The 13,344-nt window shown below is 69.1% G+C and carries 15 protein-coding genes; 12 read left to right on the top strand and 3 right to left on the bottom strand.

Annotated elements, in window-relative coordinates; genetic code table 11:
• Window positions 1-141 precede the first annotated feature (141 nt).
• Entirely contained in the window at window positions 142-1,710 is a 1,569-nt protein-coding gene (locus tag BM249_RS00130; protein WP_091967533.1) for a GMC oxidoreductase, read from the bottom strand.
• A gap of 246 nt (window positions 1,711-1,956) precedes the next feature.
• Between BM249_RS00130 and BM249_RS00125 the strand changes: the two genes are divergently transcribed.
• From BM249_RS00125 to BM249_RS00070, 12 genes are all read left to right on the top strand, one after another.
• The gene (locus BM249_RS00125) at window positions 1,957-2,418 is read left to right on the top strand and encodes a DoxX family protein (protein ID WP_244528506.1); all 462 of its coding nucleotides are present in this window, start codon (window positions 1,957-1,959) and stop codon (window positions 2,416-2,418) included.
• A gap of 18 nt (window positions 2,419-2,436) precedes the next feature.
• Window positions 2,437-2,883, top strand: a complete 447-nt coding sequence (locus BM249_RS00120; protein WP_091967531.1) for a cupin domain-containing protein — start codon at window positions 2,437-2,439, stop codon at window positions 2,881-2,883.
• A gap of 12 nt (window positions 2,884-2,895) precedes the next feature.
• Window positions 2,896-3,798 (top strand): SMP-30/gluconolactonase/LRE family protein, encoded by a 903-nt coding sequence (locus tag BM249_RS00115; protein ID WP_091967529.1) that lies wholly within the window; start codon window positions 2,896-2,898, stop codon window positions 3,796-3,798.
• A complete protein-coding gene (locus BM249_RS00110) occupies window positions 3,795-4,697 on the top strand; it encodes a VOC family protein (RefSeq protein ID WP_091967527.1) in 903 nt (300 codons plus the stop codon). Before BM249_RS00115 ends, BM249_RS00110 begins: the two co-directional genes overlap by 4 nt.
• 181 nt (window positions 4,698-4,878) lie before the next feature.
• Window positions 4,879-5,757: a prolipoprotein diacylglyceryl transferase gene (lgt, locus tag BM249_RS00105; protein WP_091967524.1), complete on the top strand. Its 879-nt coding sequence runs from the start codon at window positions 4,879-4,881 to the stop codon at window positions 5,755-5,757.
• Window positions 5,757-6,857, top strand: a complete 1,101-nt coding sequence (locus tag BM249_RS00100; RefSeq protein ID WP_091967521.1) for a class I SAM-dependent methyltransferase — start codon at window positions 5,757-5,759, stop codon at window positions 6,855-6,857. Before lgt ends, BM249_RS00100 begins: the two co-directional genes overlap by 1 nt.
• 211 nt (window positions 6,858-7,068) lie before the next feature.
• Window positions 7,069-7,302, top strand: a complete 234-nt coding sequence (locus BM249_RS00095) for an eL24 family ribosomal protein (protein ID WP_091967518.1) — start codon at window positions 7,069-7,071, stop codon at window positions 7,300-7,302.
• Between the two features lie 41 nt (window positions 7,303-7,343).
• Window positions 7,344-8,894 (top strand): signal recognition particle protein, encoded by a 1,551-nt coding sequence (gene ffh / locus BM249_RS00090; protein ID WP_091967515.1) that lies wholly within the window; start codon window positions 7,344-7,346, stop codon window positions 8,892-8,894.
• Window positions 8,891-9,229, top strand: coding sequence for a chorismate mutase (locus BM249_RS00085; RefSeq protein WP_244528505.1), 339 nt, complete (start codon window positions 8,891-8,893; stop codon window positions 9,227-9,229). The genes ffh and BM249_RS00085 overlap by 4 nt, the downstream gene beginning before the upstream one ends.
• 5 nt (window positions 9,230-9,234) lie before the next feature.
• Entirely contained in the window at window positions 9,235-9,597 is a 363-nt protein-coding gene (gene rpsP / locus BM249_RS00080) for a 30S ribosomal protein S16 (protein ID WP_091967509.1), read from the top strand.
• Between the two features lie 11 nt (window positions 9,598-9,608).
• Window positions 9,609-10,292, top strand: a complete 684-nt coding sequence (gene rimM, locus BM249_RS00075; RefSeq protein WP_091967506.1) for a ribosome maturation factor RimM — start codon at window positions 9,609-9,611, stop codon at window positions 10,290-10,292.
• Between the two features lie 88 nt (window positions 10,293-10,380).
• Entirely contained in the window at window positions 10,381-11,655 is a 1,275-nt protein-coding gene (locus tag BM249_RS00070) for an NAD(P)/FAD-dependent oxidoreductase (RefSeq protein ID WP_091968269.1), read from the top strand.
• A gap of 46 nt (window positions 11,656-11,701) precedes the next feature.
• Here the strand turns inward: BM249_RS00070 and BM249_RS00065 are convergent, their stop codons facing one another.
• Together BM249_RS00065 and BM249_RS00060 are read right to left on the bottom strand one after the other, a co-directional pair.
• The gene (locus BM249_RS00065) at window positions 11,702-12,490 is read right to left on the bottom strand and encodes a bestrophin-like domain (protein WP_091967504.1); all 789 of its coding nucleotides are present in this window, start codon (window positions 12,488-12,490) and stop codon (window positions 11,702-11,704) included.
• A gap of 92 nt (window positions 12,491-12,582) precedes the next feature.
• Complete coding sequence (locus BM249_RS00060) at window positions 12,583-13,338, bottom strand: class I SAM-dependent methyltransferase (protein WP_091967501.1); 756 nt, start codon at window positions 13,336-13,338, stop codon at window positions 12,583-12,585.
• Window positions 13,339-13,344: the final 6 nt, after the last annotated feature.

The raw sequence follows: 13,344 nt of genomic DNA, 5'->3' as shown, positions 1-13,344 counted from the left end.
CCCGGCCCGTCGGTTCCCTCGTACGAACGCCGTTCGATGCCTTCGCCATCGCGGAGTTCGGCGACGCTCGAGCGCCGCGCGGGCCTTGTGATCCGCCTGCCCCTCGGGGCGGGCGGATTGTCTTTGTCGAGGCCCCGGCTGTCAGCCCAGGCGTTCTTCGAGATGCGCCGCGACCCGCAACGCGTTGGCCACGATGGTGAGGGTTGGGTTCACGGCCCCGATGGAGGGAAAGAAACTCGCATCGGTGACGTAGAGGTTGTCGATCTCATGCGTCTTGCAGTTGAGATCGAGCACCGAAGAACGGGGATCGGTGCCGAAACGCAGGGTGCCGGCTTGATGCGCGGTGCCGCTCAAGGGAATGTTCTTGCCGAGGTAGAGCGAGCGCTCGAACAGGTAGGTGTAGGCGCCCGCCGGCTCCAGCAGCCCCTCCAGGGTGTTGCGTAAGCGGTCATGGGCCGCGCGGTTGTTCTCCGCGATATCGAGGATCACGCGCCCGTCGCGGTCGAGGCTGACCCGGTTGTCGGGATGCGGCAGATCCTCGCTCTGGAGCCAGAAATCCATGGCGTGTCGCGCCACCATGTTGAATGGCGCATCAGGCAGGAACCCCGTCCATTTCGGAAATTCCTCCCCGCGAATCTGGTCCGGATGGGTCTTGGCGCACATCTGGATCAGGCCCATCGGGTACTCCCAGGCCCTCGATTCGAAATAGAAATCCGAGACCGCCAGGGTCTTCTGGAACACCGTGTCGTTCGGCTCCTTCGAAAGGGCCATGAGCACCGACATGTTGTGACGCATGTAGTTGCGCCCGACCTGATCCGAGCCATTGGCGAGGCCGTTCGGATGCGCGGCGCAGGCCGAGCGCAGGAACAGCAGGGCCGACGACAGGGCACCGCAGGCCACCACGACGATATCGGCGCCGTAGCGCTCCTCCCGGCCCTCGCGGGTGACGTGAACCGAGGTCACCCGGCGGCCCGACGCATCCGTTTCCAGGCGCGACACGTAGGCGTTGACCAGGAGCGTGACGTTGGGATGCGCCGCGAGCGTCGGATCGACGGTCATCACCTGCGCGTCCGCCTTGCCGTTGAGGAGGCAGGGGAATCCGTCGAAGGCATCGCAGCGGATGCAGGTGCTGGTCGGCGTCGGGCGGCCGTTGCGTTCCGTGAGCTTGATGCCGAGCGGCAGATGGAAGGGATTGAGCCCTTCTTTGGCCCAATCGTCCGAGAGCCGCTGGATGCGCGGTTCGTGGGAGACGCCCGGGTGATCGTAGGGCGCGCTCGCCCACGGCTCGTTCGGGTCCTCGCCCCGGTCGCCGTGGACGGCGAACAGGCGCTCGGCCTCCGTGTAGTAGGGTTCGAACACGTCGTATCCCAGGGGCCAGGCCGGTGAGATGCCATCGACGTGACGAACGGCCTCGAAGTCGCGCTCGCGCATCCTGAGGAGCGCCGCGCCGTACACCTTCGAATTTCCGCCGACATAGTAGTGCAGGGCCGGGCTGAAGGGCCGGCCATCGCCGCCGTACCAGGTCTCCTTGGCCTGATAAGCGCCGTCCACGAACACCGTCTTGGCGTCCCAGTTCGCCTGCGACCGGGGCAGATAGTCCCCGCGTTCGAGAAGGAGGATGCGTTTGCCCGTGCGGGCGAGGCGGGACACGAGCGATCCACCGCCGGGACCGCTCCCGATGACGATGACGTCGTAACGATCCTGGGACATGGGGACCTTGCCGAACGGTCGAGGTTGGGGCGTTCGACACGGCCAACGTGAAGCAATCCCACCCGTTCCGCCCCGAACATGGAATGCGGGGGAGAGACTTGGAAGGGCGGGCCTCGCAACCGCACGGGGCGCCCAGCGTTACAGGGGCACGCCGCGCGCCCCACGAATGGGCGTCGGGCGGCTGCCAGGAGCCCCGATGATCCACACAGCGGTCCCTTCGCGTTCCGGCCACCGAGGGGGCCGGCATTGACCTGGCTCGACCTCGTGGCGGTGCCGCTCCTCGCCAAGATCTGCCTCGTCTGTCTGTTTCCCCTGAGCGCCTACGACAAGGTCGTCCATTGGGACGAGGCCATGGGTCAGGCCTCCTCCGGTCCCCTGCCCTTCCCGGGCCTGCTCCTCGTCCTCGGCATCCTCGTCGAGGCGATCACACCCGTGATGATCGTGACCGGGTGGGGCGACCGCCTGGGGGCCTTCGTGCTCGCGGGCTTCTGCGCCGTGACGGCGGTCCTGTTTCACCGCTTCTGGGAGTTTCCGGACTTCTGGTCCCGCGACGGCGAGGGCCGGGCGCATTTCTGGGACTTCTTCAAGAATTTCGGCCTCGTCGGCGGCCTTTTCCTCGTTGTGATCGGCGGCAGCTACGCCCCCGCCACGGACGTCGTCCGCCATCCTTTCGCGAGCGGCCTACAGGCCGCAGAGATTCATCCGTAATTGCAAGGAGTCGCGGCCATGACCGAGGCAAAGCCATCCATCCCCTATTGGCACGTCTACACCGATGCCGACGGATCGAGCCGCCAGGAGCAGTTCAGCCTAACGAACTTCCAGTTTCAGGGAGTCGGCCCAGACGTGGCGCCGCAATGGAACGACAAGCAGGATCCCGAGAAAGCGGGCGTCACCTTCACGGTCCTGCCCGTCGGCTGGGTCGGCGAGTGGCACGAGAATCCGAAGCCGCAATGGATCGCCGTGCTCTCCGGGCGCTGGTTCGTCGAGACCATGGACGGCCACCGGGTGGAGATGGGACCGGGCGAACTCATGTTCGGTGAGGACCAGAACACCAAGGCGCGCGACGGCCGGAAAGGCCATCTCTCCGGCACCGTGGGCCCTGAGCCGTGTACCATGATGGTGGTTGGCCTCGACGTTGCACCGACGGTAAACCGCCCCGGCCGCTTTACCTGAGGAATCGTCGCCATGGACGGCTTCGAGATCCACGATCCGCGCTTCGCCGCCTTCGTGCTGCCCAATGCCCCCCTCGAAACCCTTGGCGAGGGGTTCCGCTGGTGCGAGGGGCCGGTCTGGTTCGGGGACCGGGACGAATTGCTGTTCTCCGACCTGCCCAACGATCGGGTGATGCGCTGGAGCGAGCACGGGGGCGTCAGCGTGTTCCGCGCACCGGCGAATTTCGAGAACGGACATGCCCGCGACCGCGAGGGGCGGCTGCTCTCCTGTTCCCATCGCGGGCGCTGCATCACCCGGACCGAACTCGACGGCATCGTCACGGTGCTGGCCGACCGTTACGAGGGCAAGCGCCTCAACTCGCCCAACGACATCGTCTGCAAGTCGGACGGAACGATCTGGTTCACCGACCCGCCCTACGGCATCCAGACCGATTACGAGGGCGGCAAGCAGGAACCGGAACTGCCGGCGCGGGTCTATCGCCTCGATCCGGGCACGGGCCACCTCACCATCGTGGCCGACGATTTCGAAGGGCCCAACGGGCTGTGCTTCTCGCCCGACGAGAGCCGGCTCTACATCGCCGAGAGCGGCCTGCAATTCGCGGCCGAGCCGACCCGCCATCTGCGGGTCTTCGTCGTCGGCCGGGGGGGCGCCCTGAGCGGGGGCCGGGTGTTCCACACGGTGGAGCCCGGCTTCGCCGACGGCTTCCGCTGCGACGTGGACGGGAACCTGTGGTCGAGCGCCGGCGACGGGGTCCATTGCATCGACCCGTCCGGCAAACTTCTGGGCAAGATTCTCACCGCCGCCCCCGTGGCGAACCTCGCCTTCGGCGGACGCAACCGCTCACGGCTGTTCCTCTGCGTCGGCCAGCGCCTGATGGCGATCTACGTCAATCAGCGCGGGGCCAAGCTCCTGTGAGACCCCGCGTCGACGCCGTTCTCGGCCTCGGCCGCACCGTCGCCGACCTCGGCCGCACGGAAGCGTTCTACCGAGACGGCCTCGGGTTCCGGCGCCTCGGTCCCATCGAGCGCATTCCCGTCCCGCTGCTGGAGGCCCTCGATCTGCCCGATGCGAGCGGGGAATGCCTACGGATGGGCCTCGGGGAACAGACCATCGCGTTCCTCGCCTTCGATGCGCCGGGCCGCCACGGTCCCGTCGATGCCGGTGCCGACGAAACCGGATTTCAGCACGCCGCCATCGTGGTCACGGATATGGCGCGGGCCTACGCGCAGATCCAACGGATGGCCCCGACCCCGATCTCGCAGGGCGGCCCGCGCGTGTTGCCAGCCTCTTCGGGGGGGGTCATGGCCTGGAAAATCCGTGATCCCGATGGGCATCCCCTGGAACTGCTGGCCTTTCCCCATGGGGGAGCCGGATCGCCCTGGGCGGGAGCGACGGAGCTGTTTGCCGGCATCGATCATTCCGCCATCGTCGTCACGGACGTCGACGCCGCCATCGCGTTCTTCCGCGACGGGCTCGGCCTCGAACTCGGCACACGGGGGCTGAACCGCGGCCCCGAACAGGCCGCCCTCGACGGCCTTGCCGACCCGGTCGTGGACGTGATCGCCCTCGCGCCGACGCGGGCGAAGACACCCCATGTGGAGTTGCTCCACTACCGCGCTCCGCCCCCGCCTCGGGCCTCATCCGCCCGGAACCGGTTCACGACGCGCTTTCACTGTCTCGTGAACGATTTGCCGGGCCTCCTCGCGCGATTGTCCGAGGCATACCCCGTCATTCTCTCCCGCGACGGTCGCATGGCCGGGTTGGCGGGACCGGACGGCCACGGCCTCCTGCTGATACAGGCCGGGGACGATTGAGGCGGAGGGGCTCGGGTCGATATGAGTCCAGCGCAGGGCTCGGCCTTGACGCACCCCGCTCCGCGCGTCCAATGCCCGAACACGGAGTGGCCCGACGATCCCCTCGACGCGCGACCGGGCCTATGGGCCGACGCCGCGTCGAGGACCTCGCCCAGGGACGCTCGGACCGGGATGCCTGCCGATGCCACCCCTCCTCGCCCTGCCGTTTCCCGCCATCGATCCGGTGGCCCTGGCCATCGGGCCGATCACCATCAAGTGGTATGCCCTGGCCTACATCGCCGGCCTCCTCGGGGGCTGGTTCTATGCGCGCAGGCTGGTGGCCACCGACCGCCTCTGGGGCACGGGCCGGCGGCCGAGCCTGACGGAGATCGACGACCTCATCGTCTGGGTGGCGCTGGGCGTCGTGCTGGGCGGTCGCATCGGCTACGTGCTGTTCTACAACCTGCCGCTCTACCTCAACGACCCCCTGGAAATCCTCGCCATCCGCAACGGTGGCATGTCGTTCCACGGCGGCTTCCTCGGCGCCGTCCTGGCCATGGGGCTGTTCGCGCGGGTCCGAAAGCTTCCACCCTTCAGCCTGTTCGATCTCGCCGCCGTCACGGTCCCCATTGGTTTGTTCTTCGGCCGCATCGCCAACTTCGTGAACGGGGAATTGTGGGGCCGCGTCGCCCCGGACTTCGCCTATGCCGTGGTGTTTCCGTCGGGCGGCCCCCTGCCGCGCCACCCGAGCCAGCTCTACGAGGCGGCCACCGAAGGCGCCCTGCTGTTCGTCGTCATGGCCCTCGCCGTGCGCCGGTTCGGTTTCCGCCGGCCCGGCCTCCTCAGCGGCATCTTCGTCCTCGGCTACGCCCTCGCCCGGACATTCTGCGAATTCTTCCGTGAGCCCGACCGACAGCTCGGCTACCTGTTCGGCACCGAGGGCTGGCCCCTGGGCGGCATCACCATGGGCATGCTGCTCTGCGTGCCCATGGCGCTCATCGGCGTCGCGACCATCGTGCTCGCCCTGCGGGGCGTCGCAGCGCCCCGCGCGACCACCCAGGCCCGGACCGAGCCCTCGTGATGCCCCCCCTCCTCGGTCTGCTCCGCGAAGAAATCCTCGCCACGGGGCCGATCCCACTGGCGCGCTACATGGATCTCTGCCTCGGGCATCCGGTGCACGGCTACTACCGCACCCGCGATCCCCTGGGCGCGGCCGGCGACTTCGTGACCGCTCCCGAGATTAGCCAGATGTTCGGCGAACTCATCGGACTCTGGATCGCGTCGGTCTGGGGCGAGATGGGCGCGCCCGCCGACCTTGCCCTGGTGGAACTCGGCCCCGGACGCGGCACCCTCATGGCCGATGCCCTGCGGGCCTTGTCGCGCGTCGCCCCGACCCTCGCCCCCCGCCTGCACCTCGTCGAAACGAGCCCGGTGCTGAAGGCGGCGCAGGCCGAGCGGCTGCCGGGCTTCGCGCCGACCTGGCACGACGATCTTGCCACCCTGCCGCCGGGACCCGCCATCGTGGTGGCCAACGAATTCTTCGATGCGCTGCCGGTGCGACAATTCCAGCGTGGGGAACGGGGCTGGCACGAGCGCTGCGTCGGTCTCTCACCTGATGGGCAGGGCCTCGCCTTCGGCCTCGCTGCCGAGCCCGATCCCCATCTCACGGTGCGCGCGCCCCTCGGGGTGATCCTGACCCTGCCGGGCGCCGCCCTCGACACGATGCGGGATCTTGCCCGCCGCTTCGTACGGGACGGTGGTGCGCTCCTCGCCATCGATTACGGCCATGCCCGGCCGGGCTTCGGCGATTCGCTCCAGGCCGTGGCGGAGCACCGCTTCGTCGATCCCCTGGCGGCGCCCGGCAGCGCAGACCTCACCACCCATGTGGACTTTTCCGCCCTCGCGCGCGCCGCCTCGGGCGAGGGCGCGCGGGTGCACGGCCCCGTCGATCAGCGCGATTTCCTTCAGGCCCTGGGGCTGCACCAGCGCGCCGAACGCCTGAGCGCAGGCGCCACGCCGGAGCAGGCGGCCGAGATCGCCGCCGCCGTCTCGCGCCTCATCGACCCGACCCGGCGCGGCATGGGCAGCCTGTTCAAGGTTCTGGCCGTGAGCGACCGGAATCTGGTCCAATTGCCCGGCCTGCCACAGACCGATGAAACCGACCCCGAAACCTCGATCTGATGCGTCTCGCTCCCCGGCGGAAATCGTTAAGACCTTGACTCGCCTGTGATCCCGTCCTAACCGAACTCCGACATTCCAGACGATTCCATCGTCAGCACGAACGCCGACCGGTCCCCTGAGGCCGGAGGTCAACGCCCGACAGCGCGATGCGCCCTCGGGCGAGCTTCGCGTTGGAGAGAGGGCGTCACGCCACCGATCGTTCGCAGGCCGCATGCCCCACGCCACGCCCGACACGTCGAAGACGCCGCTCCGCATTGAGGATGCGGTGAACGACGTCTGCCCCTGGTCGGGCAAGCCCATCGCGGCTGATTCCCTCACCCTCTACAACGGCGCCGTCGTGGGCTTCTGCAATCCGGAATGCCGCGACAAGTTCGCCCGCGCCGTGCGCAGCTTCGAGAACAGCCTCCAGGCACGGCGGGCCGAGAGCGCGGGCATCAACCAGTGATGCGTGACGCCGTGACGATCCTGGTCCAGGGAGCCTGACGCATGTTCGAAGGCCTGTCCGATCGCCTGTCCGGCATTCTCTCCGGACTGACGCGCCGCGGCGCCCTCACGGAAGCCGACGTCACCGCCGCCCTGCGTGAGGTGCGGCGCGCCCTGCTGGAGGCCGACGTCGCCCTCGAAGTGGTGCGCGGCTTCACCGAGAAGGTGCGCGAGAAGGCGGTGGGCGCCATCGTCGTCAAGTCGGTCACTCCCGGCCAGATGGTCGTGAAGATCGTCAACGACGAACTGACGGCCATGCTCGGTTCCGAGGCCGGGCTCATCGACCTCAACGCGCCGGCCCCCGTCGCCATCCTGATGGTCGGCCTCCAAGGCTCGGGCAAGACCACGACGACGGCCAAGATCGCCCGCCGCCTCGCCTCGCGCGACAAGCGCCGGGTGCTGCTCGCCTCCCTCGACACCCGCCGCCCGGCCGCCATGGAGCAGTTGGCGATCCTCGCCGCCCAGGTCGAGGTCGAGAGCCTGCCCATCGTCGCGGGCCAGTCGGCCGTGCAGATCGCCCGGCGCGCCATGGATGCGGCGCGGCTTGGCGGCTTCGACGTGGTGATGCTCGACACCGCCGGCCGCATCACCCTCGACGAGGGCCTGATGCAGGAGGCGGCGGAGGTGAAGGCCGCCACCAATCCGCACGAAGTGCTGCTGGTGGCCGACGCGCTCACGGGTCAGGACGCCGTGGTCACGGCGCGGGCCTTCGACGAGCGCCTCGGCGTCACCGGCATCGTGCTCACCCGCATGGACGGCGATTCGCGCGGCGGCGCCGCCCTCTCCATGCGCGCCGTGACGGGCAAGCCGATCAAGCTCGTGGGCACGGGCGAGAAGGTCGATGCCCTGGAGGAATTCCACCCGGCCCGCGTCGCCAACCGCATCCTCGGCATGGGCGACATCGTTTCGCTCGTCGAGAAGGCCGCCGAGACCATCGACCACGAGCAGGCGCTCCGCACCGCGGAGAAGATGCGCAAGGGCAAGTTCGACCTCGACGACCTCGCGATGCAACTCGCCCAGATGGAGAAGATGGGCGGTATCGGCGGCCTCATGGGCATGCTGCCGGGCATGGGCCAGATCAAGAAGCAGGTCGAGAGCGCCAACCTCGACGAGAAGATGTTCGCCCGCCAGCGGGCCATCATCTCGTCGATGACGCCGCAGGAGCGGCGCAACCCCGACATCCTCAAGAATTCCCGCAAGAAGCGCATCGCGGCGGGCTCGGGCACGAAGGTCGAGGAGCTGAACAAGCTCCTCAAGATGCACCGGACCATGGCCGACATGATGAAGGCCATGGGCTCGGGCAAGCGCGGCATCGGCCAGGCGCTCGGCTCGATGTTCGGAATGGGCGGCGGCGGAATGCCGGGTGGGATGCCGGGCCTGCCCCCGGGCATGCCCGAGCCGACGCCCGAGATGATCGCCGACATGCAGAAGCAGTTCGGCGGCAAGCTGCCGCCGATGCCGCCCGGTCTCGCGGGCAAAATGCCGGGGCTTCCGGGCCTCGGAGGCAAGGGCCTGCCGGGCCTCGGTGGCTTCATGCCCGGTAAGAAGAAATGACGGGCGGCCCAGAAACCATGGCGGCGCAGGGCATCGACCCTGAGCTCCTGCGCCTGCGCGAGAGCATCGACAACTTCGATGCCGCCCTCATCTATCTCCTCGCCGAGCGCTTCCGCTGCACCCAGCGGGTCGGCGAGTTGAAGGCCCGCAAGGGCCTGCCCGCCTCCGATCCCGGGCGGGAAGCGCGGCAGATCACCCGCCTGCGCAACCTCGCGATCGACGCCAAGCTCGATCCCGATTTCGCCGAAACCTTCCTGGCCTTCGTGGTCAAGGAAGTCATCCGGCATCACCAGACGATCGCAGCGAATCTCGACGCGATCAAAGACAGAGAGTAGTCAACATGTCCCTCAAGATCCGCCTCACCCGTGGCGGCGCCAAGAAGCGCCCGTACTACCGCATCGTCGTCGCCGACGCCCGCGCGCCCCGCGACGGCCGCTTCATCGAGAAGGTCGGCGTGTACGATCCCATGAAGGCCAAGGACGATCCGGCCCGTATCGTGCTCGAGGCCGACAAGATCCAGTCTTGGCTCGCCAAGGGCGCCCAGCCCACCGACCGTGTCCTGCGCTTCCTCGACGCCGCCGGCCTCGCCAAGCGCCCGGCCCGTAACAACCCGCAGAAGGCCGAGCCCGGCGAGAAGGCCAAGGAGCGCGCCGCCAAGCGCGCCGAGAAGGCCGCCGCCCCGGCCGAAGACGCCGCGGCCTAAGGCGCATCGCGATGGCCCGCCGTCCCCCTTCGACGCCCCACGGGGACGGCGGACGCCGCGCGCGTCCCGGACGCATCGGCGAAACGAGTTCGACTTCGGCCCACCGGCCGAAGCCCGACGCCGACGGGCCTCTGCCCGCCACGGATCCGAGCCTCGTCCAGATGGGCGAGTTCGGCCGGGCCCATGGGCTCAACGGCGAGATTCGCCTGAAATCCTACACCGGCATTCCCCAGGCCATCGCGTCCTACGGGCCGCTGCTCGGCGCGGATGGGCGCCGCATCGAACTGACGGACGTGCGCCAGGCCGGCGGCGCGTCACCCGATCTCCTCGTGGTCCGCGTCAAGGGCGTGGCCGACCGGACGGGCGCCGAAGCGCTCAATCGGCTGGCGCTCTATCTGCCGCGCGAGCGCCTCGGCACCACGCAGGACGAAGACGAATTCTTCACGGCCGATCTCGTCGGCCTCGACGTGATCGACACCACTGGCACGCATCTCGGCACCGTCGCGGACGTGCCGAACTACGGCGGCGGCGATCTCATCGAAATCAAGCCGGCTCTCGGCGGCGCCACCGCCCTCCTGCCCTTCACCAAGGCGTTCGTGCCGAACCTCGATATCGCCGGCGGCCGGATCGTGATCGATCCCCCCGAGGATCTGTTCGCCCCCGCGGGACCGCGCCCGCCCGAGGAGCCCGCGTAGGGTCGGCCTCGAACGCTCGGTGCGCGTCGGTTTCGTGCCGGCCTTCAATTCCCAAGAGCCGCGAACGCCCCCGGCCAGGAAGCAGCGGATGTCCGCAGGAACAGCTCGGCACGTGGTCGTCATCGGCTCCGGCGCCGTTGGGACGGTGAGCGCCATCGAGTGCCTGCGCTGGGGCCATCGCGTCACCGTGGTCGATCCGGGTGAGCCGGGCGGCGAGCACGCCACGAGCTACGGCAATGCCGGGTGGCTGTCCTCACACTCCGTCATCCCGCCGGCCGAACCGGGCATGTGGAAGAAGGTCCCGGGCTTCCTCCTCGATCCCCTCGGCCCGCTCTCGATTCGCTGGCGTTACCTGCACAGGGTCATGCCCTGGCTGATCCGCTTCCTCCTGGCAGCCCGGAATCCGACCCTCATCGAAGGGACGGCGCAGGCCATGCGGACCCTGCTGGTCGATGCGCCGAAGCTGCATGCGGGCCTGGCCACCGAGGCCGGCGTGCCCCATCTCATCGAGCGACGCGGCGTCCTGCACGTCTATCCCGACCGGGCGGCCTTCGAGGGCGATGCGCGATCCTGGGGCATCCGCCGCGCCGTGGGCGTCGAATGGCTCGAACTCTCGGCCGACGAGCTGCGCCAACGCGAACCCGACCTCCATCGGCGCTACACCTTCGGCCTTGTGGTCGAGGAAGCGGGGCATTGCCGCGATCCCGGCGGCTACGTCGCCGCCCTCGCGGCGCTCGCCCAAGCGCGGGGCGCCACATATCGGACGACCCGCGCCACGGGCTTCCGTCGCGACGGGGAACGCCTCCTCGCGGTCACGACGGAGGAAGGGGACATCGCCTGCGATGCCGCCGTGGTGGCGGCCGGCGTACGCTCGAAGGCCCTCACCGCCACCCTCGGCGATCCGCTGCCCCTGGAGAGCGAGCGCGGCTACCACGTGATGATCCCCGGCGCGGCGGCCGGCCCCCGCACGCCCGTCATGGCCTCCGACGCCAAGATGATCGTCAACCCCATGAACGGGGGCCTGCGCGCCGCCGGTCAGGTCGAGTTCGCCGGCCTCTCGGCCGTGCCCAACTGGAAGCGCGCGGAGATCCTGCGCGATCACCTCGTTTCCATGTTCCCGGCCCTGGCCGGAACGGTGTCGGCGGACAATCTGAAAGTCTGGCTCGGCCATCGTCCGAGCATGCCGGACGGCCGCCCCTGCATCGGCCCGTCGCGGAACGTGCCGGACGTGATCTACGCCTTCGGGCACGGCCATGTCGGCCTCGTCGGCTCGGCGCGCACCGGGCGCCTCGTCGCCCAGCTCGTCAGCGGCGTCGCGCCTGAAATTGCCCTGGCGCCCTTCGATCCGCGCCGCTTTCTGTGATGTCGGGCTTCATGTGCTCGGCGCTGCGGCCGACGCCTGCCGCTTCCTAATCGCGGCCCTCGAGCATGACGGCCTTCGCGCGTTCGATGGGGGCCGGGCTCAAGGCCAGGGGGCCGTCGAACGGGCGCTCATGCAAGGCGATCACCCCAAGGGTCGTCACCATGGCGGCGGAGAACAGGACCAGTGTCGTCACCTGGGCCACGGGACGTTCGAGGTGCACGAGGCCGATGGCAACGAGGGTCAACCCCGCGAGGATCATGAGGGTCAGCCATTTCGACTGATCGCCCTGAGCGTCGGCGAGGGCGAGGCGCTCACCACGGGCGGTGCGCAGGTTCATCACAGCGTCGAGCAGCAGAGCATGGGCGGCTTGGCCCGACACCCCATGCTTCGGATCGGCCGCCACCGTCATGAGTCGCCCGAGGGCTGTCCCCGCGCGGGGCGACGACAGGCCATCGGTCATCTTCGGCCATTCATCGGCGACGAGGGCATCGGCGTAGTCCACGAGGGCGGCACGGATCTCCGCCATGTCGGACACCGTGGCGAGGCTGAGGTCGTGCGTCGCCAGGAGATTCGAGCGTTCGTTCTGCACCACCCGCGCCGCTTGGCGCTGACGCTCCCAGGCATCGTTGGCGACGAAGCCCGTGAGGAGGGCGAGGAGCACCGAGATCGCCGTGAAGTAGGTCGGCACGATGCCGGTGCCGAGGCGCAGCATGGCGGAGCGCGTCCAGGGCAGGTTGGTCAGGAGCACCAGAACGACGACGGCTCCTGTGAAGATGCCACCCAGGCTGGTGAAGATCAGCCAGACCGGAAGGTCGAGCCAAAGGCCGAGGATCACACCGCATCTCCGGAGGGGGGACTGAAGGAGGCGGCAGTGTAGGGCCGTCCCCCTACGGAAGGGTGAAGGTCGCTCGGCGAAGCCCGAAGGCCTCACCGTGTCCTGGGATTGGTCCGCGTCACCGTATCGGGGCAGGATCGGATCGTCGCCGGCGCCGGCCGAGCCGCGACGGCGGGAGGCTCGAACACCGCGAGGTAGCCGGAGCCGCCATGCAGGACCGTCACCGAGATCTCGCGGTACCCCATGGCGCCGAGCTCGCAGCGCAGGAGCGGCAACGGCGTGCCGTGGCGAGACGGGATCGTATCGGCATCGACGATGCCGACGCGGCCGCCGGGCTTCATCGCCGCCGCGAGGTTGTAGAGAAGGCCGAACGGCTGGATGATCTCGTGGTACATGTGGACGAGGACCGCCGCATCGAGCGATCCCGCCGGCAGCCGGGGGTCGTGCGCCTCGCCGCGCACGGGCGTGACCTGGGCGAGCCCCGCCTTGCGCAGGCGCCGCTCCAGCCCCGCGAGGTAGAGCGGCGTGATGTCCTCGGCGAAGACCCGGCCCTCGGGGCCGACCCGCTCGGCCAGCCGCACGGCGTAGTAGCCGCTGCCGGCTCCGATATCCGCCACGGTCTGACCGGCCTTGATGTCCATGAGGCGGGCCACCTGACCGACCTCGTCGGCGGCGTCGCGCTCGGCCTCGGACGCCCAGAGCGGCGCGATGATTTCCGCCACGGGCCGGTCGGGATCCGGAAAGGCGGAGGCCGGTGCGCCCGGTGGACCCAAGGGCTCCAGGGCCAGGGCCGGCAAGGCAAGGGGTATGGCGAAGAGGGCAGCGGCAAGGCCGAAGCAGTGAATCATGGTGCG

The organism is Methylobacterium gossipiicola, assembly GCF_900113485.1.
GTDB lineage: Bacteria > Pseudomonadota > Alphaproteobacteria > Rhizobiales > Beijerinckiaceae > Methylobacterium > Methylobacterium gossipiicola.
This window is presented reverse-complemented; position numbering and strand designations above follow the sequence as displayed.